Here is a 24735-nt window from a genome sequence, read left to right as displayed (position 1 = left end):
GTCATGGATTATGAAGAAGGTAACAGTCATTGGCTCCGGCAGCTGGGGCACCGCTCTGGCAGTGATGCTGGCAAAAAATGGACACGAAGTCGTGATCTGGTCCAGAAGACAGGATGCAGTGGATGAACTGCTGAATGATAGAAAAAACGAAAGATATCTGCCGGGCGTTGTGATCCCGGAAAACCTGCAGGCAACAACAGACCGCGAAAAGGCTGTGGCAGAGGCAGAGATCATCATTCTGGCTGTGCCTTCCCGTGCCGTAGCAGAAACGGTGAGAGATTTTTCTCCCTATCTGAAAACATGGCAGATTCTGGTGAATGTAGCCAAAGGTCTGGAACCCGGCACGTTGCTGTGTCTTTCTGACGTGATCCATAGAGAAGCACCCCAGTGTGAAGTATGCGTGCTTTCCGGCCCCAGCCATGCGGAAGAAGTCGCAAGAAGCATCCCTACCACATGCCTGATCACCTGTGAAAATGAAGCAGCGGCAAAGGTGGTGCAGGAAGAATTTGCAAATCCTCAGTTCCGTCTGTATACCAATACAGATATGATCGGCGTGGAAATGGGTGCTGCGCTGAAAAACGTAATGGCGCTGGCAGCCGGCATGTCCGATGGTCTGGGCTTTGGGGATAACACAAAGGCAGCGATCATGACAAGGGGTATGGCGGAAATGAAACGTCTGGGTATTGCTATGGGAGGCAAGCCCGAAACCTTTGCAGGCCTTTCCGGCATCGGTGACCTGATCGTAACATGTACCAGCATGCACTCCAGAAACCGCAGAGCGGGTATCCTGCTGGGTCAGGGCAAAACACTGCAGGAAACACTGGATGAAGTAAAGATGGTCGTAGAAGGTGTGAACACTGTGCAGGCAGCCTGTGAACTGGCGGAAAGATATCATGTTTCCATGCCCATCACCCAGACGATCTATCAGGTTCTGTTTGAAGGCAAAAATGTAGAAGATGCCGTTCTGGAACTGATGACAAGAGATCATAAATCTGAAGAATAAGAAGCGAAAGCGTCTCCGAAAAGGGGACGCTTTTTTCATGGAAAAAAGGACGTTTGATTTCGAAAGATGCGGTCTATACTGGACAGAGAATAGATTTTTTGACAAAAACATAGAAAATGTAACCTTTACAAAATGAGGTTCAGTGCTTATAATGTGGTAATGAAAACTACATTTCGGATAAAAATATTGTTTTTTGTAAAGAATAATTGATGTTGGAGGTATAAAAATGAAAGAGTTTGTCCTGAGCTGCTGTTCCACAGCAGATTTGTCTAAAGAACATTTTGAAAAAAGAGATATCCACTATGTTTGTTTCCATTACTATCTGGATGAAGCATATTATCCCGATGATCTTGGGCAGTCCCAGTCCTTTGCGGAATTTTACAAAGCCATGGAAAACGGCGCCATGACAAGAACATCTCAGGTAAATGTAGCGGAATTTGAAGAATATTTCGAATCTTTCCTGAAAGAAGGCAAGGATATCCTGCATGTGACACTGGCATCCGGTATTTCCGGCGTAAACAATGCAGCGAATATTGCAAAAAATATGATGCAGGAAAAATATCCCGACAGAAAAATCTATATCGTGGACTCCTGTTCTGCAGCCTGCGGCTATGGCATGCTGATGGATACACTGGCAGACCTGCGCGATGCCGGCAGATCCATTGACGAAGTACATCAGTGGGTGGAAGAAAACAAAGGCAGAGTACACCACTGGCTGACAGCAACAGACCTGAAATATCTGATCCGCGGCGGTCGTCTGTCCAAAACATCCGGTTTTGTGGGTCAGATGCTGAATATCTGCCCTGTGCTGTGTATTGCCGCTGATGGTACACTGAAAGCGGTGCAGAAAGTAAGAACAAAGAAAAAAGTTCTGGAAGCACTGGTAAACAAAATGGCAGAAAACGTAGAAGATGCGGACTACGCAGATAAATGCTATATCGGCCATTCTGCCTGTGAAGCAGATGCACAGGCACTGAGCCGCCAGATCGAAGAAAAATTCCCGCAACTGGCAGGCAAGATCCTGATTGGGGATATCGGCACTATGATTGGCAGCCACACAGGCCCCGGTACCATCGTTGTTTGCTTCTGGGGCAAAGAACGTGCATAATTTCAACGAAAACGAACCGAGTCGAAAGGCTCGGTTTTTTTATGAGGTGGAATAAAGATATTACAAATGTTCTGACCTTGATGAATCTGGTGTTCTGAAATATAATTAAAAAAATGCTACTATGGATAATGCAGTAAGGGCGTGAAAATAAACATGGAAAAAATGACTGAAATTTCTGCAAAACAATGGGATTTTATCACAAGTGAAAACCTGACTGCCGGTGAAGCGGTGGACTTTCTGAAAAACGGTATGCAAATCCGCACTTTCCATGGAAACCTGATTGAGATCAGCGGGAATGAGGCGTATGAAAAACAGCTGGTAGAAGGTCTGTATCAGATCAAATCAGAATTGGAAGAGGAAACAGTGCAGTTGGACAGCCTGAAACGAAAAGTGCGTAACTGGGTCAATGGGAAAAATCTGCCTTCTGACAGAGAGGAAGTATTCCAGATCTGCTTTGCCATGGCATTTGGTTTGGAACAGTCGGAAAAACTGCTGATTCGTCTGACAGAACAGGGGATTCATTACAGAAACGGCAGAGAAGCGATTTTCGCTTATTGTCTGAAATATAAACGAAGCTATCAGGATGCTCTGTTTATGGCGGAACAGTTTGTCAATCGCGGACAGGCAAAAGAGGGATACCAGGATCCTGCCACGCAGATGATGAAGGAAGCTTTCGAGAAGGTGAAGGGAGAGGAAGATTTTTTCTCTTTCCTGCTGAATTACCGTATGCAGATGGGTGATAGCCATAATACAGCATATACATACTTCGAAAAATTGCTGGCACTTCTTTCTGGTGAAAATTTGGAGGAAGAAGAAAAGTATTCTATGGAATATATTGCGGATGAATATCTTCGCCTGAGTGTTCCGTTGGATAAGAAAACATCCGGCTACAGCAATGTACAGAAAATCGTAAAAAAATACTGGCCCGGCGCAAGAAACATTAAAGCCATGAAAAGCCGCAGTGAAGATATAAACAGAAAGACCCTGCTGTTGCTGTATATTGTTACAGGCGGTATGCTGTCTGAGGAATATTCGGAGCTGGATGAGGAATATCTGGATGCGGCGGAATTTCTGGAAATGCATGTAAAACAGATGAACCGCATGCTGCGTGATTGTGGTATGAGTCGTATTGACCCCAGAAATATGTTTGACTATCTGGTATTGTATTGCCTGCGTCCGGAAGATGAATTGTTTATGAGTGAACGTATGGAAGCACTGATGACGGAATTGTTTTAAAAATACTGACACCTGTTCTTTGGGACAGGTGTTTTTGTTTGGAAAAAAGTTGTATGAAGAGAAAGTGCAGTCCTCTAAAATGAAAATGTCAGAAAAACATGTAAAAATACCTGTCAGGAAAACTTGACAGAATTTTGGAAGGAATTAGACTAGTAGATAAGAGATCCTTGATGTGGATCACAGAATGGAGGCCTGCAAAATGAAGATCAGTACGGCATTTCTGTCGGAGATCGGCGGCAGAGAAAGAAATGAGGATACGGTTTGTATCCGTCAGAAGGAAGGAAATCTGTGTGTATTTGTCGGGGATGGTCTGGGAGGCTATGACGGCGGAAAAATTGCGTCTATGGCAGCGGCAGAAGCGGTGATGAAGCACTGGGAAAGCCAGGGGCTTATGACAGAAACACATATGCGGGCGGCGGCGGCAGCAGCCGATGAAGCAGTGCAGGAAAAGCAGGCATCTATGATGGGCAATATGAAAACCACGCTGGTTGCACTTCAGGTAGAGGGGGAACAGGCAAGGTGGATGCATGTGGGTGATTCCAGATTGTATTATTTCTGTAATGGTACGCTGGTTGTACAGACGCTGGATCACAGCGTTTCCCAGATGGCAGTGCTGATGGGGGAAATCCCTCAGGAGGGAATCCGTTTCCATGCAGACAGGAACCGTATATTAAGGGCATTAGGCAACGGAAATGCAAAACCCGATATTTCTCCTCTGACAGACTTGAAAGAAGATACAGCATTTCTGCTGTGTACGGATGGTTTCTGGGAATATGTGTATGAGAAGGAAATGGAAACGACACTGAATGAAGCAAAAGAACCAGCGGACTGGCTGAAAAAAATGAAAGAGATTCTGGAAAAAAGAATTCCGCAGGGAAATGATAATTTTTCTGCTGCTGCGGTATTTTGCAAAGCGGAACATGTATGCAGATGAGGCTGATAAATATGAAAGAAAAACGATGTTTTGGATGTATGAAAATAAAATCGGAAGAAACGGCCTGTGTACACTGCGGATATGAGGAAGGTATGCAGAATGAAAGTCACCAGCTGTCGGTGGGGACGGTTCTGAAGGAACAGTATCTGATTGGCCGTGTACTGGGCCAAGGTGGGTTCGGAATTACATATCTGGGTTGGGATCTGTATCTGGATATTCCTGTAGCCATCAAGGAATATTTTCCTGACAGGGCAGTTATGCGAGAAGCTGCAGTTTCTTCTGAGGTAGTCAGTTATACAGGAACTGTAGGTGAACGATTCCGCAGCAACAAGGAACGATTCATGCGGGAAGCAAAAATGCTGGCGAAGTTTTCTGATGTGGCAGAAATTGTGCAGGTCAAGAACTTCTTTATGGAAAATAATACTGCCTATATCGTAATGGAATATGTAGACGGCATTACATTAAAGCAGTATGTGGCAGCAAAGGGCGGGAAACTGACAGTAGCAGAGACTCTTTCTCTGATGGAGCCTGTGATCGATGCCCTTGGGAAAGTGCATAAAACAGGTTTGGTTCATCGAGATATTAGCCCCGATAATATTATGATGCTGCCTAATGGCAGAATGAAACTGCTGGACTTTGGTGCAGTCAGAGATGTGGGCGATGCCGATGCAGAACGGCCACTGACAAGATCTACAGAAGCGATCCTGAAACAGGGCTATGCGCCGATTGAGCAGTATCAGAACCGTGGCAGTCTGGGGCCTTGGACCGATGTTTATGCTCTGTGTGCCACTATGTATTTCTGCATGACAGGCGAAGTGCCGCCCGATGCGCCGGAACGCCTGCTGGGAGAAGAAGAAATTGATTTCAAAGGGAAAATTCCCGGCCTGACAGATAAACAGGCAGCGGTGTTCCGTCAAGGGATGCAGCTGAGGGCGCAGAAAAGACTGCCTTCTATGGATGAACTGCATCAGAAACTGTATGAGGCAATGCCAAAGACTGAAAAAGAAAAACCGGAGAAGAAAACAGAAAAAATAGAGAAGAAAACAGAAAAGAAACCTGTTTCCAATAAAAAAGGCAGCAATTTCAAAATCATTGCTGTGGCAAGTGTGGTGGTTCTGGCGGTGCTTTTGGGAATTGGCATGGCTGGAAATGGCGGCGGAACAGATACGGCTGTAAATACACAGAGTGGTGCAGAAAATTTGAATTGGACTCTGGAAAATGGTGTGCTGACCATTACGGGGGAAGGTGAGATGCCGGATTACAACGGCCTTTGGATGGAAGAGAATCCGGAAGAATACCGTGAAGGCAGAGACTATGCCCCCTGGGCAGATCAGATGGGCGAGATCGAATATGTAGTTCTGAGTGAGGGCATCACAAGTGTTGGTGATAATGCTTTTATTGGTGCGGAAAACCTGAAAGACGTAGAATGGAGCCCTGCGTTGCAACGCATCGGCTGGAATGCTTTCCATGGTACGGGTCTGGAAGGCGTCGTTCTGCCTTATACAGTGGAAACCATCGACCATTGGGCCTTTGCGGAATGCAGACAGCTGAAACATGTGGACCTGTCCTACCGACTGGATGAACTGAAGGCTGGTACATTCATGAACTGCGAATCTCTGGAAAATGTGGTCATTAGACCTTATACGGCCATTGGAACTGAAGTGGATGAACAGGGACGAGTATATACACCTTTCACCTATGATGCCGACGGCGAATATACGCATAAGGATTTCACGATCCATACTTATAAGGATTGTTCTGCCAATACTTTTGCGATAACATATGATATTTACCATGAATATCTATGTGACGGCTGGTGCGGCGAAGATATCCGCTGGTTCTTTGATAGAGGAACCAGAACGCTGACACTGGAAGGTACTGGGCAGACATGGTGCTTCGATGTTCCTGAGGAAGAGCTTGAAGCATGGAGAGCAGAATTTCCCTATTACTGGATCTACTGCCCCGAAATGCCTGACTGGTGGTACAGCTTCAGGGAAGATATTGAAACCATCGTTGTGGGTGACGGTATCACCCATCTGAACTGGGCACTATTTAGTGAATTGCCAAATTTGAAAAATGTGGATCTGGGCAATGCAGAAATGATCGATTGTCTTTTCAGATGGTGTAATGGTCTGGAAGAGATCGTAGTACCTGAAACAGTGACACATGTTGGTGCATGTTCCTTTATTGGCTGTGAGAATCTGAAAAAGGTAGAGATCCTTGCAGACGATGCAACGCTTTGGTGGGATGCATTCAGTGGCGCGGATAATCTGGAGGAAGTGCATTTCGGAAAGAATGCAAAACCTGCTGAAGATGGCGTGGATTTAGGTATCAATAAAAATGCCACACTGTATGTGTATAAAAATAGCGGCATGCATAAATATGCCCAGAGATTGGGATATGAATTTGTACTGCTAGAAAGTTAATAAAGAAATGCTAAGCGAAGCCGCTCGGCCGAAAGGTCGGGCGGCTTTTTTATGTGGACGGAAACAAGTTGAACGGCGGAGAAAATGCAGAGGATATGATGGAGTTACAAAAGAGAATAAAGAAACGAAAGTGGTGCTGAAATGAGACTGATCATAGAAATCAAGGAAATTGATTATAACAAAACAGCTGGTACATGGCTGTTACCCCAGAAGGAAAAGGGCGGCCTGAGAGGTGTTTTCTCGGAAAAACTCCTGCTTGGTATCACGAAACTGCCCCAGCGGAAAAAGGATGCTGCGACAGTTTGGTTTCTGAATCAGATGGAAGAGATCCTTCTTTCTTTGATTACAGAAGCGGCAGAGAAACAGGGAGTATATCTGAAACTGACTTCCCTGCGGGCGGTATGTGATCCCTTGAGAAAAGAGAAAACGGAAACAAGTTGAACGGCAGAAAAAACGGAAAGATTACAATAAAATCAGAAAATAAAAACAATGGTTGATTGAAATAAGGAGGAATCATTATGACATGGAATATGGAAGCAACAGCAAATACAGCTTATGAAACAGAAAACAGCAGAAGCAGAAAAAGAGAATTCCTGCACAAGGCACTGACAGTAGCAAAAAAGGCTATCCTTCCTGAACAGGCAGAAAAAAACATCATGGTATATAGCCATCCCGTGGATGCGGTACAGGTAAGGATCCTGGATAACCCAGTGATCAATACAGTGTTCAAATCTCTGATCGACACGGCGGTGGATGCGAAATACGGCACAGTCCTTTCTTCCGGTATCCCCGTGAATGAAAAAACTTTCCCCGAATTGAATGAGATCGTGGAACATTGTGTGGAAATGCTGCAGATCCGCAGACCTTATGTAGTGGTATCCGGTGCAGTCGGTTTCAATGCGATCACCATGGGCAGCGACGAAGAACCTTACATCGTTCTTGGAAATCATCTGGTATCTGCCCTGACAAAGGAACAGCTCAGTTTTGTCATTGGTCATGAATGCGGTCATGTAGCAATGGGGCATGTGGTATATCACACAGCGGCAAATGTAGTGGGGACTATGGCAAATGCGATCCCCGTAGTAGGACCTGTGGCATATAACAGTGCATGTATTGCCATCAAAGCATGGTCTCGACGCTCCGAGATTACAGCCGACCGCGCAGGCCTGCTGTGCTGCGGTGATATGGAAATCGCGAAGAAAACACTGATGCAGCTGGAACTTGGTTTCGTACAGGTGGAAGGGCTGGATGCAGATAATTATGTGGAAAGCAGTCAGAACTACCGCAAAGCCGGTGTGCTGCGTCGTATTGGGGAATATACAGCATCCCATCCTATCCTGCCAAAGAGAATTCAGGCACTGGATGTTTTTGAAAACAGTGAATGTTATTATCTGGCAAGAAATATGGTGCCTCCCACCGGAGTAATGACCGCAGCGGAACTGATGAAGGCGGTAGAAGAACAGATCCGTGTACTGTAAAGCGAAAACGGAAACAAGTTGAACGCCAGAAAAAAGGACAGGTTATGATAAAAACAGATCAAAGAGATCCTGATGAAAACAGACAAAGAGAAACAATGGAATATAAGGAGGAAAAGATTATGAAAAACTATGAAAACGTAAAAGAATTATCCAACAAAGTAATGGAAGGCATGACAGTATATGCAGATCTGCTGGGCACACCAGATCAGAGTAAAAAAGAAATCTACGGCTTTGTTCCCGGTCTGGGGATGAGTGCAGAATGTCAGCAGCTGAAACAGCATCAGGAAAAACTGAAAGAAGGCGTTTTCCAGGTATTGTTTACCGGTGTGTTCAATGGCGGTAAATCTACCCTGATGAACGCTCTGATGGGGAAGGATATCCTGCGCATGGCGGCAACACCTGAAACAGCGATTATTACAAAAGTGGTATTTGACAAGGAAGAAAAGGCCATCGTTTATCTGAAAGAATGCGACACACATACAGGTCGGCAGCTGAAACAGGAACTGACACTGGAAGAATTTTTCGAAGAATATCGTGTGGATCAGGAGGATGCAGAAAAATTTGAAAGAATCGACTATGCAGTTCTTCAGGTAGCCCAGGAAGGTATTGGCGGCAATATGGTACAGCTGGTGGATTCCCCCGGCACACTGAACTGTGCAGCAGATACAAAGGCGGCACGAGAATTTGCAAAGAGTGCAGATGCCATCGTTTATCTGATCCATGCAGGGGTGCCCTTTACAGAAGACGATAAAGCGTATGTAAGAGACCATTTTGCAGGCAAGCAGATGCAGAATCTGTTTTTTGTAGTAAATCATTTCGATCAGGTAGAAGAGTCTAGTGTGCCTGCGGTGAAAGAGCACATCCGTACACAGCTGAAAGATGTGTTTGCAAAAGAAAACGGCAGTTTTGATGAGGAATTGTTCCAGAGCCGTGTCTTTTACACAAATGCGTATGGTGCACTGAAAGCCCGTAAAGGTGAGACTATCCGCGTGATGGGTACAGATATCATGGTGGATGAAAATACAACCGGTGTGCCTGTATTTGAAAATGCCCTGGCACATTTTCTGACAGATGGTGGCCGCGACCGCAAGGCATTCCAGGCATATCTGCCTAAGATGGCAGGTATGTATCAGGCAGCAGAAGCACAGATTGCAGCCATCATGCAGGTTTATGAAAGCACAGCAGAAGAACTGGAACGGAAAAGGGCTTGGCTGGCAGAAAACATGGCTGATTATACGAATATTCTGGAGGGGATCCGTGAAAGCTGCTGCGAATGCGCAACAGGTATCCTGCAGGATGCCCGTAATGAATACCAGCAGTGTGTATCTCTTATTGATAAAGGCTGGACAGCACATTTTGCAGAAGAGAATATCCAGTTTGGCATTGGCCAGATGGCTGGCATGGCATGGGACAAAATCTGGGGTACACTGAGTGAGGATGAGGAAGCGAAACAGAAAAAACTGGAAAAACGCATGAAACCTCTGACAGATGCTGTGAATGCATATATTTCTCCTGAAATGAAACGCGTTGCTGCAGGTGTGGGATGTGCCATTGACAACAGATTGCAGATTTTGCAAAGAAAACTGGATGGATACAGCAGACAGCTGGAGGGATTGAATTCTCCTATCTCCTACGAAGAAATCGCAAGAGCTCTGAAAAATACATACAACGTGGATACGAAAGACGTGGCTACCGGTGTGGAAGACCGTTCTGATCTGGTGCAGATCATCATGGGTATTATGGCCTGTGATCCTGAAACGATCATGAAAGGGGTTGGCGGCAACGAAACAACCGGAAGAGCAGCTTTCAACACAATTAAGAATTCTATCTTTGAAGCGGTTGCAATGACCATTTACTGGCCTGTCGGTGTAACTATGCTGGCATATCGACTGATGAGCATGATCAAGCAGGGTAAAATGGCACGTAAAACAGGTGCACAGACGATGCTGGAAGCCATGCGTGAAGCAACGATTGCAGAGCTGAATCACCGTGAAGAAAGTTTCATTCTGGATATGGACACAGAACTGAGCGTGATCACTCGTAGCGGCATGATGATGACAGATAATATCCAGCGCCAGATCAACGACTATCTCCAGAGACTGGAAAAGGCCATTGCTGAACTGGAAAAAAACGCTGAAGCGGCAAAAGAAGAAGCGGAACGCACAGAAAAAATCAGAGCGCTGCTGCTGAAACAGCTGGAAACCATGTATAGCATGCTGAACGGTTCTGTTCTGACAGAACAGCGCCTGAGAGAAATCGCAGTTCAAGTGGTATAAGAGAAGGAACTGGTGGGCAGAAGGGAGCACGAATGATGTATAGAAGAACATTAGAAAAACACTGGAATAACCTGATGCATGATTTTGAAAAAACATACTGTGCCATGGATATTGCGAATGTCCCTGTATCAGAGCTGCAGAGATGGTACAACGTTCGCAGTCACCGTTTTAAAAGTATTTTTACAGAGGAGGGGAAAGCACTGCAGGGCTTGGAGCAGAAGGATCTAATATCTGCGCTGACAGAACAGATCGATGCTTTTGATTTTTGTGAAGTAAAAGTAGCTGGAAGGTCTAGCCTGAAAAACAGGTTTATTCTTCTGGTCGTGAGCATGACAGCATTGTTCTTTCTGCTTCCGATCCTTGGTCTGGAATCCACATTGATTCGACTTCTGCTGGGAATAGGCGAATTTGCAGTCGGTTTTCTCTGGCAGCTTCATCAGATGACCACAGCAGAAGCGAAAAGGAGAGGGCGGGTTGTAGAGGCGTATAGAAAGCAGCTGGAGATGAATTTGCAGAAATTACTGAATATTTGTGATCGTTTTGGTCAGGAGAGATAAGGAGGATACAGATGCTTATGAATTTATTTGGAAGAAAACAAACGAAAAAAACGATTTCTAAGATGGGAAAAAGATCAGGTGCGGCGGCAGTGTTAAAACAGAGAGCACAACCAAAGAAACTGCCTGAAGAACTGATTGGATATATTTCTGGAAAGGTTCTGTTGGAAAGAGGATACCTGTTTTTTGAGGCAGAAAGATGGTACAGTATTGAAAGACCGGAGAATGGTGTAGTAACGGTCTCTTCCTGGAGCAGTACGGAAGATGCGGACGGCGATGGCTTTGGAATGGAGGAATGTTACGACTGGTGGCTGCTGGATGAACAGCTTCGTCCGATTCGAGGGATTTCAGGATTTCATGATTTTTCGATAAATGATGTTTATGTAAATCGGGAAGAATGGGCAAGGAGAAAAGCACTGGCTATGGAAAGGGTGAATGGTGTACATTGAAGAATCAGAGAAATGAAAAAAAGAAGCAGAGTGAATGACAATGGCATTATTTCGGATCTACCTGTTAATCGGAGCGTATGTCCATAGGTGTTAGAAAGATGTAAATTTGATTTTACAGAGAATTTTCTGAAATGATATTCTTTTTGCCAGATTGTCCCATGGCAGGTATGGCGTATATTTCAATTTTTCCTGCGAATACTACTTGCACAGAAAAGACACAAAGGCAGGAGGAATATAGATGAAAGCAACAGGCATTGTAAGAAGGATCGATGATCTGGGGCGAGTGGTTATTCCAAAAGAGATCCGTCGTACTTTGCGGATCCGCGAAGGCGACCCTCTGGAAATTTTTACTGACAGAGAAGGGGAAATCATCCTAAAAAAATATTCTCCCATTGGGGAACTGGGGGCCTTTGCCAAGGAATATGCGGAATCTCTGGCTCAGACGGCGGGACATATCACCTGCATCGTAGATAAAGACCAGATTATTGCCGTTTCCGGCGGAGGCAAGAAGGAATTTTTTGAAAAACACATCAGTTCCGAAATGGAAAACTGTATCAACAAACGGACGTCACTGATCGCGGCACGCAATGATGCCAATTTTGTTCCTGTGCTGGCCGATGACAATAGCGAAAGCTATAATCATCAGCTGATCATGCCCATCATTGCGGAAGGGGATGCCATGGGAGCTATCGTATTTCTTTCCAAAGACCAGAAAATGGGAGAAGTGGAAGGAAAACTGGCTCAGACAGCAGCAGGTTTTCTGGGGAAGCAGATGGAACAGTAAAGCCTGTTTTCGGTGGGAAAGAGACAGAGGAAAGAAAGGAAAGCCTTTGGGACAGCGGATCCAAGGGCTTTTGTTTTGTCGAAAAATGTGGTATCCTGTAGGAAGTTTAGGAAAGAATGATACGGGGAGAATAGCATGGAACATATTTTTATCATCAACCCTTCCGCAGGTCAGGGCAAGGCGGAAAAGCTGATCCCGCAGATCAGGGCGGCAATGGAAGAAATAGCGGCTCCATATACCATTTATACGACAAAGGCTGCGGGCGATGCAGAGCGTTTTGTCAGAGAAACCTGTGAAGCAGGGAAAAAGGTGCGTTTTTATATTTGTGGCGGTGACGGCAGTTTTCATGAGGCGGTCAATGGTGCAAAGGGCTTTCCGCAGACGGAGCTGGGACTGCTGCCCACAGGAACAGGCAACGATTTTATCCGAAATTTCGGAAAGAAAAAGGATTTTATGGATATCCTTTCACAGGTGAAAGGAAAATCTGTGCCCTGCGATGTGATCGATATCAACGGCAGATATGTAGTCAATATGGCCAATATCGGTTTTGACTGCGAAGTGGCGGCGCAGGTTGGAAAGTGGAAGAAAAAGCCTTTGATCAGCGGCCCTGTGGCCTATCTGATCGGAGTGGCGGCGGAATTTGCCAAGCCCATGGGCAAGCGTATGTCTTTCCGCTGGGCAGACGGCACCACGATGACAGGAAGATTTCTGCTTTGTACCCTTGCAAACGGCAGTTTCTGCGGCGGCGGTTTCTGTTCTTCGCCAAAAGCAGCCCTTCATGACGGTCTGATGGATGTGGGTATTGTGCAGATGATATCCAGAAGAAAATTTATTGGGATTCTGCCGAAATACAAAACGGGAACCTATCTGGAAACCAGGCTGGCGGAGGAAAAAGTGCTGTACGAAAAATACAGAAAACTGGAACTGGCAGTGGCGGAGCCTACCAATATCAGTATTGATGGAGAGATCAGCCGTTTTACATATCTGAAGGCAGAAATGGTACAGAGTGCCTTCCGTTTTATCATACCAAACGGATTGGAGGAAGATTAAATGGGCATCGTCATTGGCGGGAAATATGAACATTATAAAGGGAAACCGTATCGTGTGCTGGCTATTGCAAGACATTCCGAAACATTGGAGGAAATGGTCGTTTATCAGCAGCAGTATGGGGAAGAAGGCATCTGGGTGCGCCCTTTGGATATGTTTCTGGAAACAGTAGAAGTGGAAGGGAAACCTGTTCCCAGATTCAAATATATTGGAGAATAAAAAAGAGCATACCGTTTGAGTGGTATGCTCTTTTTGTCATCGGGAAAGATAGGGCAGTATGCCGCAGACTGCATAAAGAAGGAAAACCAGCAGCATGGACGGGGTAAGGAATCGTTCGGTATAGGCTTCCCCGTTTTCATCAGTCAGACAGAGTTCCGCTCTGGGCGGATTGACCTTCAGGAACAGATACAGCAGAAATGCCAGCCAGGGGATGGAAAACAGCGCCATCACCAGCAGCGTGACCAGAATGGCGGAGGAACTCATTTCCAAGGGCGCAGTGGCTGCGTTCTGGGTGAAGATACTGACAACGGTAGTACCGTTGATGATCATATGAGGCAGGATAGAAGCAAAAAGGGAATCCGTCCGTTCTACAAGGAAACAGAAGATAAAGCCTACCACAAAGGCATAAGGCAGCTGCTGGGGGTTCATGTGCAAAAGGCCGAAGAGTAATGCACAGACCAGTGCAGCCTTCCAGCGGCCAAGGAACTGATAGCCGCTCAACAGGATACCGCGGGAAAAGATTTCCTCCAGAAAAGCAGGAAGAACGGCCACGGAGAGCATGGAGAGGATCACGCCCGACTGCTGGATCCCTTCGATGGACTGTTCCACGGGGTTGGGGAAAAACAGGCTCATCAGGTAGGAAAGCAGGCTCATGACAGGCTGAATGGATATGCCGAAGGAAAGGATGAGCAGGACGTTTTTCCATCCGAGAGGACGCAGACGCAGGGTTTGACGGATATCTTTTTTTGTATAGAAGAAATAAAATGCCATGGGCGGCAGGAAGCTGATCAGCTGCGCCAGAAGCATATAGGCGCTGTCGGACATTTCCCTGATGGCGGGAACCATGGCAAGCGCCACAGAGGAGCCCATGAAATAAAGGAAAAACAGCAAGGTGAATCGATTGGTTCTGGTGGTTTCTGTCATAAAAGACCTCCCGTATCAACAGAGTATAAGAAAATCGGCTTGGTCATAGAGACGAAAGCCGACTTTTTCTTTCAGGATCAGTTTTCTTTGTTTTCTTCCTCTTCGCTTTTCTTGGAAAGGTTCAGAGGGTTGCTGGAGGGATATTTTCTCCAGTAAAGGCGATCAATATATTCGCCGCCGAAGACTTTTACCGTTGCAAAAACGGGTACACCGATAAACATACCGATGGGACCCATGAAAGCACCGCCGATCATAACAGCCAGAATGATCCACAAAGGACTCAGGTCTACGGAATCCCCCAGAATCTTAGGACCCAGAATGTTGCCGTCAAACTGCTGCAGGATCAGGATAAAGATGCTGACAACCACTGCCAGAGGCGGATCGATCAGCAGGGTGATCAGGATCGAGGGGATGGCACCGATGAAAGGCCCGAAGTAGGGAATCATGTTGGTGACACCGATGATCAGTGCAAGGATCAGCGGGAAGGGTGCTTGGATTAGGGACATCCCGATAAAAGCCAGAATACCGATGATCAGAGAGTCGATGGCTTTCCCTACGATAAATTCATTGAAAATCAGGTGAACTCTTTCTGTGTTATACAGGAACTGTTTCGCCTTTTCTTCTGAAGAAAGAGCGTAGGCTGCTTTTTCGATCTTTTTGGCGAACCGTTCTTTGTCAAACAGCATGTAAAAGGCAATGAAGATCGCCATGATAAAGTTCAGCGTCAGTCGGCCGAAGCTGTATACATTGGTTGCGATTGCCTCGATCAGTTCCGGTGCATTTTCGGACATGTGCTTGATGGGAGCCATGATGCGGTCGATGACATTGTTTACATCCTGAGAATCGATGTAAGGGATCTGGTCGAAAATATAGCGGATACGCTCATTCATGGCATCGGAATATACGCTGATATTGGTAGCGAATGCAATGATGGAGTCGCGGATTTCGGGCAGCAGATAGATTACGATCCAGACTGTGCCGCCGATGACGATCGTGTAGTTCAGCAGGATACAGAAGGTTCTGGTCAGTTTTCTGTGTGTATCGCAGAATTTGAACATGTGAATAAAGTGCCGTTCAAAGAATTTCATGAAGGGATTCATGATATATGCGATGGCAAAGCCCATGATAAATGGGGAAATCAGGGTATTCAGATGCTGGATAAATGTAGATATGCTGACGCTGATGGCAGGCAGATGGCCGATGACCTTTTCGAAAAGAATCAGCAGGATGGCAACAGCCAGTACATACAGACTGATTTTGCCTAACATCTTATCCTGTTCATTTCGGTTGCGTCTGAATAAATCAAACTTTCGCATAGGATATCACCTCAAAGATACATTCGTTTTTACAAATGTCTCCAAATTCAGGACATTATATGATTTATGATACTATGAATTTTGTAGGAAAGCCATAGGGAATGTGTTAAAATTTTTCACTATTTCGCAGTATTTTATGGAAATGAGTGAAATATGGTAATTCATGGAAGGGATGCGGCGGGCATCGGCTGACTTTTTTATGATTTTATGGTGCTTTTCTGAATTTTGTGGTATACTCTATAAGTTAAAGTATGTCTTTTAACGGAAATGACTTGAATGGAGGCCATGATGGACGATTTGAGTGGTAATAAAAAGAAGAAAAAGAGAGAACCCGGAATCATAGGGGCTGCGGCGGTGGTGCTGCTGGTCTGCATCTGTTTTATTCTGGATGTAAAGATCGGGATCGGTGCGATTCTTGGGGCTGCGGCAGGCTATTTTTGCTGGACGATGCTGGGAGACAGCGGCGGACAGGAAAAGGACGGAGAAAGCAAGGCGGCATTTCTGGATACAGCAGTGCTGCAGCAGAATTTTTCCATTCCGAAAAATATGCCCGTTCCTTATGCGGTGCTGGATATCCGCGGACATATCCTGATGTATAACGAGCTGTTTACCAGAGTTTTTCCGGAAATAGAAAAAGCGGATGCTGTAGTGGAATCTCTGAAAAAGAACGGCACCGGCAAAACCCATCTGGTGGAAGCAGGGGGCAGATTTTATGAAGCAGCCCTGAACCAGTGTGATGTGGTAGCGGAAAACGGTGCAGTGGGCATGGTTCTGAATATGACTATGCTGGATGTTACCAGAGAAAAAGAACTGGAGAAAAAACTGGACAACAGCGAAACCGTTGTTGGGATGCTGTTTCTGGATAATTTCGAAGACGTGGTGGATACGCTGGCGGAAGACAGACAGCCTCTGCTTTCTGCAGTGGTAGACAGAAAACTGACTCAGTTTGCCACAGATGCCAACGGCGTGATGCGTAAACTGGAAAAAGACAGATATATCTTCCTCATCTCTAAGGGGAATCTGGAAGCCCTGAAAGAAAAGAAATTTGACGTTATGAACACGGTGCGTGAGATCAGCGTTGGTGAGCATATGCCCATTACCATGAGTATGGGGATCGGCATCGGCGGCGGTTCCCTGGAAGAAGCCATGCAGTCTGCGAAAGCGGCGCTGGATCTGGCTTTGGGTCGCGGCGGCGATCAGGTTCTGATTAAAGAAGGGGAAAAATACCTATTCTATGGTGCCAAGGCCGGGGAAGTGGGCCGAAATAACCGTATCCGTGCTCGCGTGAAGGCAGATGCTCTCTGGGAACTGATGGGTGCATCTTCCTCTATCCTCGTGATGGGGCACCGCAATGCGGATCTGGACAGTTTGGGTTCCTGCATGGGTATTTGTGCCATTGCAAGGGCTATGGATAAAAAATGCCGTATCATCATGAATGATGTAGGCATTGGGGTAAAGCGTCTTTGTGCAAATATGGCGGAAAGCAGCCATTATGAAGCAGCGATCATCAAAGAAGCGGAAGCCCTGAAGATGATGGATGAAAAAACGCTGGTCATTGTGGTGGATACCCACCGCAGCAGTATTGTGGAAAGCCATCAGGTGCTGGCGGCAGCCAAGAAGATCGTGCTGTTCGACCATCACAGAAAGAGTCCCGATGCCATCGATAATGCAGTGCTTACCTATCACGAAGCCTATGCATCTTCCACTGCGGAACTGATCACAGAAATGATCCAGCATATCGGCAAGAAGGTCAAACTGAAATCCATCGAAGCCGATGCCCTGCTGGCAGGGATCACGGTGGATACGAAAAATTTTGCCGTGAAAACCGGCGCCATCACCTTTGAAGCAGCAGGTTTCCTGCGCCGCAACGGCGCGGACAGCATTCGTGTGCGCAGGCTGTTTCAGAATGATATCGAGTCCTATAAAGCAAAGGCAACAGCGGTGCGAGACGCAGAACTGTTCCATAACAACATGGCCATTTCCGTCTGCCCTTCCAACGTGGAAAATTCCATGCTGATTGCGGCACAGGCGGCAGATGATCTGATGAATGTAACAGGGATTCAGGCATCCTTTGTCTGCAGTAAGGTGGATGATCTGGTTTATGTATCTGCCCGCAGCTTTGGGGATATCAATGTACAGAGAATTATGGAAAAACTGGGCGGCGGCGGCCACCTGACCGTTTCCGGGGCACAGCTGAAAGACTGCACCGAAGAGGAAGCGAAGGCGATGATCCGCAAAGCCATTGAAGAATATCTTGAGGAGGAAACAGTATGAAAATGATTTTATTACAGGACGTGAAAAGCGTTGGGAAAAAAGGTGATCTGGTAAATGTCAGCGAAGGGTATGCAAAAAACTTCCTGCTGCCTAAAAAACTGGGTGTGGAAGCAACAAAATCCAACCTGAACGACTATGACCTGAAACAGAAAGCAGAAGCAAAACGTAAACAGGAAGAACTGGAAAAAGCCCAGGAAACTGCAAAAGCACTGGAAGATAAAGTGGTTACTATCAAGGTGAAAACAGGCGGTAACGGCAAACTGTTCGGTTCTGTAACAAATAAGGAAGTTGCAGAAGAGATCATCAAACAGACAAAACTGGATATCGACAAAAAGAAAGTATCCATCGGCGATCCCATCAAAATGCTGGGCGAAAGAACAGCAGTGATCAAACTGCACCCCAAGGTAACCGCAGAAGTGACAATCAAGATCGTAGAAGCGTAAGGCATGTGATTTGACCGCAGGAGGCGGATGAACATGGAACAACAGGAAAAACAAAATGAATATATGCGCGGTGTGCCGCCCCACGATGCAACGGCGGAACAGGCAGTCCTCGGCTCCATGTTTCTGGACAGGGAAGCGGCTTCCCTTGCCCTGGAAGTGCTGACAGGAGAAGATTTTTATCGCCCCGACCATCGTATGGTTTTTGAAGCGGCAGAGGAACTGTTCCGTTCCGGCGCGCCCATCGATATGGTTACGGTGAAAAATAAACTGGAAGAAAAAGGACAGTTCGAACAGATCGGCGGCCTTTCTTTTCTGGCAACCATCTCCACGGCAGTGGGTAGTTCTGTCAATGTGCGACATTATGCGGCCATCGTAGAAGAAAAATCCGTTCTGCGCCGACTGATCCGCACAGCGGGGAATATTTCCCAGATGAGTTATGACGGAAAGGAAAACGTCAATACCATCATGGATACAGCGGAAAAGAGCATCTTTGATATCATGCAGGGACGCCATTCCGAAGAATTCCATCATATCAGAGACATTGCCGTGTCTTCCATCGAAAAGATCGAGGATATCTACCGTTCCAAAGGCAAACTGACCGGCGTGCCTACGGGCTTTGTGGATTTTGATGCCAAAACGGCAGGTCTGCAGAAATCCGATCTGGTGCTGCTGGCGGCTCGTCCTTCCATGGGGAAAACGGCCTTTGCACTGAATATCATTCAGAATGCGGCTATCCGCCACAATGTGCCTACGGCGGTGTTCTCTCTGGAAATGAGCAGAGAACAGCTGGTAAACCGTATGCTCTGTTCCGAAGCCATGCTGGATGCCCAGAAGCTCAGAACCGGCGAATTGGATGATAATGACTGGGCAGAGCTGATCCGCCATATGGGGCCTTTGTCTGAAGCCCCCATTTATATCGATGATACCCCTGGTGTGACCCCGATGGAGGTACGCTCCAAGTGCCGCCGCCTGAAGGTGGAAAAAGGCTTGGGCCTCATCGTGATCGACTATTTGCAGCTGATGAGCGGCAACGGCAGAACCGATTCCCGTCAGCAAGAGATATCGGAGATATCTCGCTCCCTGAAGGCCATTGCAAGGGAAATGGAAGCACCTGTGATCGCACTGAGCCAGTTGAGCCGTGCCTGCGAACAGCGTGCCGACCACAGACCGATGCTGTCCGACCTGCGTGAATCCGGTGCCATCGAGCAGGATGCCGACGTGGTTGCTTTCCTGTATCGTGACGAATATTATTTCCCTGATACGGAAAAGAAAAATCAGGCAGAACTCATTATCGCAAAACAGAGAAACGGCCCGACGGGTACGGTCGATCTGGCTTGGATGGGTCAGTATACAAAGTTTGGCAATCTCTTGAAAAAATTCTGAAAATATGCTCCGCATTTGCGGAGCTTTTTTTATTCCTTAAATCTTTCTTACGATTTCCGGCGGGAAATTGCAGCGGGTTCGCCGCTGTGCTATCATAAAAGCAGGAAAAATGCGGAAGAATGGGGGCGAAGGAATGGCGGAAAAACGCATCAAAAAACTGAAACGGCAGATGCCATTACGGGACGGGCTGCATGCCCAGGCATATTTTCAGGATATGGCCAGACGGGGACTTTTTCTGGATGAGATCGGGCAGTGGTATTATTATTTTCGGGAAGGCGAACCCAAGGAGATCCGCTATGCCACACAGGTTTTTTCGGACTATCCCACAGAAACAGAACTGGAAGAAATTGCAGCAAAGGGCTGGCAGATGGTTTGCCGCTGGGAAAAGGAATTTGTCTTTGCGACAGAGGACATGACCATTCCTGATCTGTATGACCATTTGGAGATCCAGCGGCTGGAAGTGGAACGGCAGATCCTTGCAACAGAAACCAATGGCAAAAAGCCTGACTGGTTTATTATTGTGACGATTTTGATTCCATTTGTTTACGCGATATACCTCAATGGTCTGAAGGCAGAAAGCCTGATGGCTGCAGCAGGAAGAACATGGCATTGGGTCGCAATTTTGCTCTTTGGTTTTGTTTTTAACCATTTCCACAGAAAACGTCTGAAAAGGAAACAGGCAGAACTGGAAGAACAGCGACAGCTGCAGGAAGAAGGCCGCTGGGAGGACAGTGACATCGACTGGCATGGAAGACGCGGGAGAAATACGGTCTGCATTGCTGTACTTGTGCTGCTGCTGGCGGCAGCGGGCTATTATGCCTGCAATATGAACGAAGAAACCTTTGATATGCCTGAAAAGATTTCGTATGCAGAATTGCCTGTTGTTCGGGTGGAAGAACTGCAGGCAGGCGACTGGGAAAGATATGGTGTGCCTGTTGACCTATCCAGAGAAGGGTTTGGCCTTCGAAACGGCACGGATTTTCAGAAAAATAATGAGTACCGTGATGCAAAATTCTGGAGCAGAGTGCAGAATTACGGTGTGAAATATAAAAACCTGCCTGTGGCAGAACGAAAAATTTTTATGACCCAGTATATGGAAGAACAGCATACGGGAGAACTGACCGGTCTGCAGACACAATACTGGAATTACCGTCTGGAAATGCTGGCAGAAAGAAAGTTTGAAAAACTGACGGAGCATGTCGTGAGGGGAGCCGGCATATATTCCGGGGCAGAACTGGACTGGACAGATGCCGGAAGAGAGGTTCTGGATATTCCAAAAGGAACGCTGGATGAAGTGATCGTTTGTAAGATCACAGGCGAAAAAGGCGAAAGACTACATATCCTTGCCAGAGAGGGCGATCAGCTGATGGAAATGAAATATAAAGGGAATGTGGAAGTGGAAAAAATCCTGACGGAAATCAGTCGAGTTTTTCAATCCCAGACAAAATAAAAGGAGAGAAATATTCTCTCCTTTTTTCATGTTCCAATTATTTTCCATCCACAAAACGTAGTTTTGTGGCGTATAAGGGTCAAGGGGTATGAGCACCGCCAAGAACAAGGCGGCGGCGAAGCCGTCTTCCGAAGGAAGATGCTTTGACCAGATTCCCCTTGCGGGGTCTGGGGCTGGCCCCAGAAAAAGGTCTTACAGTTCAGATGTGCAGTGACCGCATCTTGTTGCTTCGATGGGGATCTCCATTTTGCAGAAGGGGCATACTTTTGTTGTAGGTGCTTCTTCGGGTGCGGGTGCTTCGGGTTTTTTGAATTTTACCAGAGCTTTCAGCGCAAAGAAGATCACGAATGCAACGATGACGAAGTCCAGTACCTGTGTGATAAAGGAGCCGTAAGCGATCGTTGCTGTTGCCGCCTGTGCTTCTTCCAGTGTTGCGTATGTGTTGCCGTCCAGAGGCAGGTACATCTGTGTGAAGTCTGTGCCGCCTGTGATTTTGCCGATCACGGGCATGATCAGGTCATTTACAAAGGAAGTCACGATTTTGCCGAACGCACCGCCGATGATCACGCCGACAGCCATATCAACCACATTGCCTTTTACCGCAAATTCCTTAAATTCTTTCAATGTATCTTTCAGAGCCATTGGAAATTCCTCCTTAAAAGTGTATTTTGCTGTATTTTCTTCCTTAGTATACCAAAAAAAACAGGCGCATCCAATAGGATATGCAAACTTTTCACCAAATTTTCGAAAGGGTGTTGACTGAAAAATTTTGAAGGAATATACTGAAGAAGTTAAGTAATATTTCAGTTAAGAAAGATGAGGTGAAATGGAATGGACGGCAGTCATAGTAAAGACAGTATCCCTTTAGAACCTGAGGGTAACCGACGATTTGTTGAGATGAATATTGCCGTGCATTCGGGACAGCCTCTTTTTGATATTTTGGGCTGACTCTGCGTCTTTATGCCTTTTTTCAGATAAACCGGCACGGCGATTTTAGATTTTTGTATCAAAAAAGCTGTGCTTTTTTTATTTGGATTTGGGGTGAAAATAATGGATGAAGAAATGCAGATCTTGTTCGATAATTACACCGCTTTGATGGAAAGCGGACAATATCTTCAGCTGAAACAGGAACTGAACGAAGAACAGCCTGCCAACATTGCGGAATATTTTGAAGAACTTTCCGATGAAAAACAGCTGTTTGTTTTCCGTCTGCTGACGAAAGACGTGGCGGCGGAAGTATTTTCCTATATGGATAATGACACACAGGAACATATCGTACAGTCGATCACAGACCGAGAAGTACGCAACATCGTAGATGAAATGTTTCTGGATGATACGATCGACTTTCTGGAGGAAGCACCTGCCAATCTGGTCAAAAAGGTGCTGCGCAACACAGATGCGGAAACGAGACAGCTTATTAACCGCTTTCTGAACTATCCCGAAAATTCCGCGGGCAGCCTGATGACCATTGAATTTGTGCGCCTGCGTGCCCATATGACAGCGGCCTATGCCCTGTCTGAAATCAAAAAGGTAGGGATGGATAAGGAAACCATCTACACCTGCTATGTCATCGATGCCCAGAGAAAACTGATCGGTGTAGTGCCTCTGAGAACGCTGATCTGTGCCGACGATGAAGCCACTGTTGGCGACCTGATGCAGGATGACGTTATGGCGGTAAATACACTGGATGACCAGGAAGAAGTAGCAAATATCTTCAAAAAATATAACTGGATGGCTTTGCCTGTCACAGATAAGGAAAACCGTATGGTTGGCATTATCACAGTCGACGATATCGTGGACGTTATCGAACAGGAAACCACCGAAGATATGGAACTGATGAATGCTGTTCTGCCCTCCGATGATGAATATCTGAAAATGAGCGTGATCGCCCTGGCAAAGAACCGTATCCCCTGGCTGTGCGTTCTGATGATCTCCGGTACATTGAGTGCCTTTGTCATCGGGATGTATCAGGATCTGCTGGATTCTGTGGTCGTTCTGTCCAGCTTCATGACGATCATTACAGGTACCGGCGGTAATGCCGGTTCTCAGGCCTCTGCCATGATTATCCGTGGTCTGGCTCTGGGTGAGATTCAGATGCGTGATACCTTTAAGGTCGTGCTGAAGGAACTGCGTGTCGGTGCGATCTGTGGTCTGGTTCTGGCGATCATCAATATGGGGCGTATGACGTTCTTTGATAAAGCAACTCCCTTTAATATTGACCTGACTGTATCCATCAGTATGGGGGTTGCCGTTCTTCTGGCAAAAACCCTGGGCTGTGCCCTGCCTATCATTGCGAAGGCGGTAAAACTGGACCCTGCCATGATGGCCGGCCCTCTGATCTCCACCGTGGTCGATGCCATTGCGCTGGTGGTATATTTCAGTATCGCAACAACTCTGATTTTATAAGAAAAAAGAAAAGCCTTTGGAAAGAATATTTCCGAAGGCTTTATTATTTGATCTGTTTTTGGATTTTTCTGCCGATATACGCGGAAAAAAGGATCTTCAGGATATCCAGCGGCAGGAAGACCAGTATGCCTGCAGGCAGAGCCGCAAGAAAGGGGATGCCTGTTACATAGGCCATCCAGAGGGTGCCGGGAAGATACATGACAAAGGTGCCGAGAAAGAGCCCCAGCAGTTGCAGGGGAAGGGTGGAAAAACGGTGCACGAACCATCCGCCAAGGGCAACAAGGAAGAGATAGCCCAGAAGATAACCGCCGCCGGGAGCGGCAAAACGGCTGATGCCTGCCATATAGCCGGAAAAAACGGGAAGTCCTGCAGCCCCTAAAAGCAGATACAGCCCTACGGCGATCACAGCCTGTTTGGGCTTTAAGATATAAGCCATCAGATAGAGGGCGAAGGTGGCCAGTGTCAGGGCAACAGAACTGACAGGAAGGGGAAGACTGATGGGTGCAAGGATGCAAAGGATAGCCGTCATCAGGGCAATGCGGGTCAGATCATTGGTTTTCATCGGTTTTCCTCCTTTCTCCAACATCGAAGACAACCTCAAAACCTTCGGCTTTTTGGTCGGTTGCTTCGCAAATAAGTCATAAAAAATGATTTTCATCAAACAAGTTCATGAAAATCATTTTTATGTCTTGCTTTCTTCGTGATTTCGAATTATAAAGATTTTCTTAAAACTTGTCAATGGTCTTCCCTAAATCCGATTGTTATGGTATGATAACGAAAATATATCGTGAATGTTTGGGAAGGAGAAGGAAAAATGTCGAGAATCTGTAAAAAATGCGGCGGTGCAGTGAAAGCGGAGGATCAGTTCTGTATGCACTGTGGCATGCCTTTGGAAAAAGAAGAATCGGTCAGAGAGGAAAGACAGACGGAAAATCGGGCGGAAGTATTGTCTATGGGGGATTATCTGCTGATGTTCATTCTTTTGGCGATCCCTGTGGTGAATTTTATTGTATGCATCCTTTGGA

23 protein-coding genes are annotated in these 24735 nt (G+C 46.4%); 19 read left to right on the top strand and 4 right to left on the bottom strand.

Annotation, left to right across the window (positions count from 1 at the left end):
- Nucleotides 1-10: 10 nt before the first annotated feature.
- The 13 genes from ACJMLT_RS00685 to ACJMLT_RS00625 all read left to right on the top strand — a co-directional run bounded on the left by ACJMLT_RS00685 (nt 11) and on the right by ACJMLT_RS00625 (nt 13514).
- Complete coding sequence (locus ACJMLT_RS00685; RefSeq protein WP_405725061.1) at nt 11-1003, top strand: NAD(P)H-dependent glycerol-3-phosphate dehydrogenase; 993 nt, start codon at nt 11-13, stop codon at nt 1001-1003.
- A 226-nt stretch (nt 1004-1229) separates the two neighbouring features.
- Entirely contained in the window at nt 1230-2111 is an 882-nt protein-coding gene (locus ACJMLT_RS00680; protein WP_405725058.1) for a DegV family protein, read from the top strand.
- 153 nt (nt 2112-2264) lie between these two features.
- Nucleotides 2265-3347, top strand: a complete 1083-nt coding sequence (locus ACJMLT_RS00675) for a hypothetical protein (RefSeq protein WP_405725055.1) — start codon at nt 2265-2267, stop codon at nt 3345-3347.
- A gap of 199 nt (nt 3348-3546) precedes the next feature.
- Complete coding sequence (locus ACJMLT_RS00670; RefSeq protein ID WP_405725052.1) at nt 3547-4281, top strand: PP2C family protein-serine/threonine phosphatase; 735 nt, start codon at nt 3547-3549, stop codon at nt 4279-4281.
- Nucleotides 4282-4292: 11 nt separating this feature from the next.
- On the top strand, nt 4293-6707 hold the full coding sequence (locus ACJMLT_RS00665; protein ID WP_405725049.1) for a leucine-rich repeat protein: 2415 nt from the start codon (nt 4293-4295) through the stop codon (nt 6705-6707).
- Between the two features lie 141 nt (nt 6708-6848).
- Entirely contained in the window at nt 6849-7148 is a 300-nt protein-coding gene (locus ACJMLT_RS00660; protein ID WP_405725046.1) for a hypothetical protein, read from the top strand.
- A gap of 77 nt (nt 7149-7225) precedes the next feature.
- Nucleotides 7226-8185 (top strand): M48 family metallopeptidase, encoded by a 960-nt coding sequence (locus ACJMLT_RS00655; RefSeq protein WP_405725043.1) that lies wholly within the window; start codon nt 7226-7228, stop codon nt 8183-8185.
- A 119-nt stretch (nt 8186-8304) separates the two neighbouring features.
- On the top strand, nt 8305-10461 hold the full coding sequence (locus tag ACJMLT_RS00650; protein ID WP_405725040.1) for a dynamin family protein: 2157 nt from the start codon (nt 8305-8307) through the stop codon (nt 10459-10461).
- A 32-nt stretch (nt 10462-10493) separates the two neighbouring features.
- Complete coding sequence (locus ACJMLT_RS00645; protein WP_405725037.1) at nt 10494-11018, top strand: hypothetical protein; 525 nt, start codon at nt 10494-10496, stop codon at nt 11016-11018.
- Nucleotides 11019-11029: 11 nt separating this feature from the next.
- The gene (locus ACJMLT_RS00640) at nt 11030-11464 is read left to right on the top strand and encodes a hypothetical protein (protein ID WP_405725035.1); all 435 of its coding nucleotides are present in this window, start codon (nt 11030-11032) and stop codon (nt 11462-11464) included.
- A gap of 238 nt (nt 11465-11702) precedes the next feature.
- On the top strand, nt 11703-12248 hold the full coding sequence (gene spoVT / locus ACJMLT_RS00635; protein ID WP_405725032.1) for a stage V sporulation protein T: 546 nt from the start codon (nt 11703-11705) through the stop codon (nt 12246-12248).
- A gap of 135 nt (nt 12249-12383) precedes the next feature.
- Nucleotides 12384-13298 (top strand): diacylglycerol/lipid kinase family protein, encoded by a 915-nt coding sequence (locus ACJMLT_RS00630; protein ID WP_405725030.1) that lies wholly within the window; start codon nt 12384-12386, stop codon nt 13296-13298.
- Nucleotides 13299-13514 (top strand): DUF1653 domain-containing protein, encoded by a 216-nt coding sequence (locus ACJMLT_RS00625; RefSeq protein ID WP_405725027.1) that lies wholly within the window; start codon nt 13299-13301, stop codon nt 13512-13514.
- A gap of 36 nt (nt 13515-13550) precedes the next feature.
- On the opposite strand, the gene ACJMLT_RS00620 is transcribed toward ACJMLT_RS00625, so the two are convergent.
- On the bottom strand, nt 13551-14438 hold the full coding sequence (locus tag ACJMLT_RS00620; protein ID WP_405725024.1) for a CPBP family intramembrane glutamic endopeptidase: 888 nt from the start codon (nt 14436-14438) through the stop codon (nt 13551-13553).
- Between the two features lie 77 nt (nt 14439-14515).
- Nucleotides 14516-15754, bottom strand: coding sequence for an AI-2E family transporter (locus ACJMLT_RS00615; RefSeq protein WP_405725021.1), 1239 nt, complete (start codon nt 15752-15754; stop codon nt 14516-14518).
- A 285-nt stretch (nt 15755-16039) separates the two neighbouring features.
- Between ACJMLT_RS00615 and ACJMLT_RS00610 the strand changes: the two genes are divergently transcribed.
- The 4 genes from ACJMLT_RS00610 (at nt 16040) to ACJMLT_RS00595 (ending at nt 21304) form a co-directional block, all read left to right on the top strand.
- Entirely contained in the window at nt 16040-18028 is a 1989-nt protein-coding gene (locus tag ACJMLT_RS00610; protein WP_405725018.1) for a DHH family phosphoesterase, read from the top strand.
- The gene (gene rplI, locus ACJMLT_RS00605; protein ID WP_405725015.1) at nt 18025-18471 is read left to right on the top strand and encodes a 50S ribosomal protein L9; all 447 of its coding nucleotides are present in this window, start codon (nt 18025-18027) and stop codon (nt 18469-18471) included. The genes ACJMLT_RS00610 and rplI overlap by 4 nt, the downstream gene beginning before the upstream one ends.
- 33 nt (nt 18472-18504) lie before the next feature.
- Nucleotides 18505-19854, top strand: coding sequence for a replicative DNA helicase (dnaB, locus tag ACJMLT_RS00600; RefSeq protein ID WP_405725012.1), 1350 nt, complete (start codon nt 18505-18507; stop codon nt 19852-19854).
- 109 nt (nt 19855-19963) lie between these two features.
- A complete protein-coding gene (locus tag ACJMLT_RS00595; protein WP_405725009.1) occupies nt 19964-21304 on the top strand; it encodes a DUF2812 domain-containing protein in 1341 nt (446 codons plus the stop codon).
- A gap of 192 nt (nt 21305-21496) precedes the next feature.
- On the opposite strand, the gene mscL is transcribed toward ACJMLT_RS00595, so the two are convergent.
- The gene (gene mscL, locus ACJMLT_RS00590) at nt 21497-21946 is read right to left on the bottom strand and encodes a large conductance mechanosensitive channel protein MscL (RefSeq protein WP_405725007.1); all 450 of its coding nucleotides are present in this window, start codon (nt 21944-21946) and stop codon (nt 21497-21499) included.
- A gap of 408 nt (nt 21947-22354) precedes the next feature.
- Here mscL and mgtE point away from each other — a divergent pair, with 408 nt between their 5' ends.
- A complete protein-coding gene (gene mgtE, locus ACJMLT_RS00585) occupies nt 22355-23710 on the top strand; it encodes a magnesium transporter (RefSeq protein WP_405725004.1) in 1356 nt (451 codons plus the stop codon).
- 43 nt (nt 23711-23753) lie between these two features.
- On the opposite strand, the gene ACJMLT_RS00580 is transcribed toward mgtE, so the two are convergent.
- Nucleotides 23754-24272 carry a biotin transporter BioY gene (locus ACJMLT_RS00580; RefSeq protein ID WP_405725001.1) on the bottom strand — a complete coding sequence of 173 codons (519 nt, stop codon included), beginning with the start codon at nt 24270-24272 and terminating at the stop codon, nt 23754-23756.
- 252 nt (nt 24273-24524) lie between these two features.
- Here ACJMLT_RS00580 and ACJMLT_RS00575 point away from each other — a divergent pair.
- Nucleotides 24525-24735, top strand: a 211-nt coding sequence (locus tag ACJMLT_RS00575) for a zinc-ribbon domain-containing protein (RefSeq protein ID WP_405724998.1), incomplete at its 3' end; no start/stop codon positions are given.

It is taken from the genome of Anaerotignum sp. (assembly GCF_045122575.1).
Lineage (GTDB): Bacteria > Bacillota > Clostridia > Lachnospirales > Anaerotignaceae > Anaerotignum_A.
The sequence above is the reverse complement of the archived record's forward strand: the minus strand, read 5'-3'. Positions and strand labels throughout refer to the sequence as shown.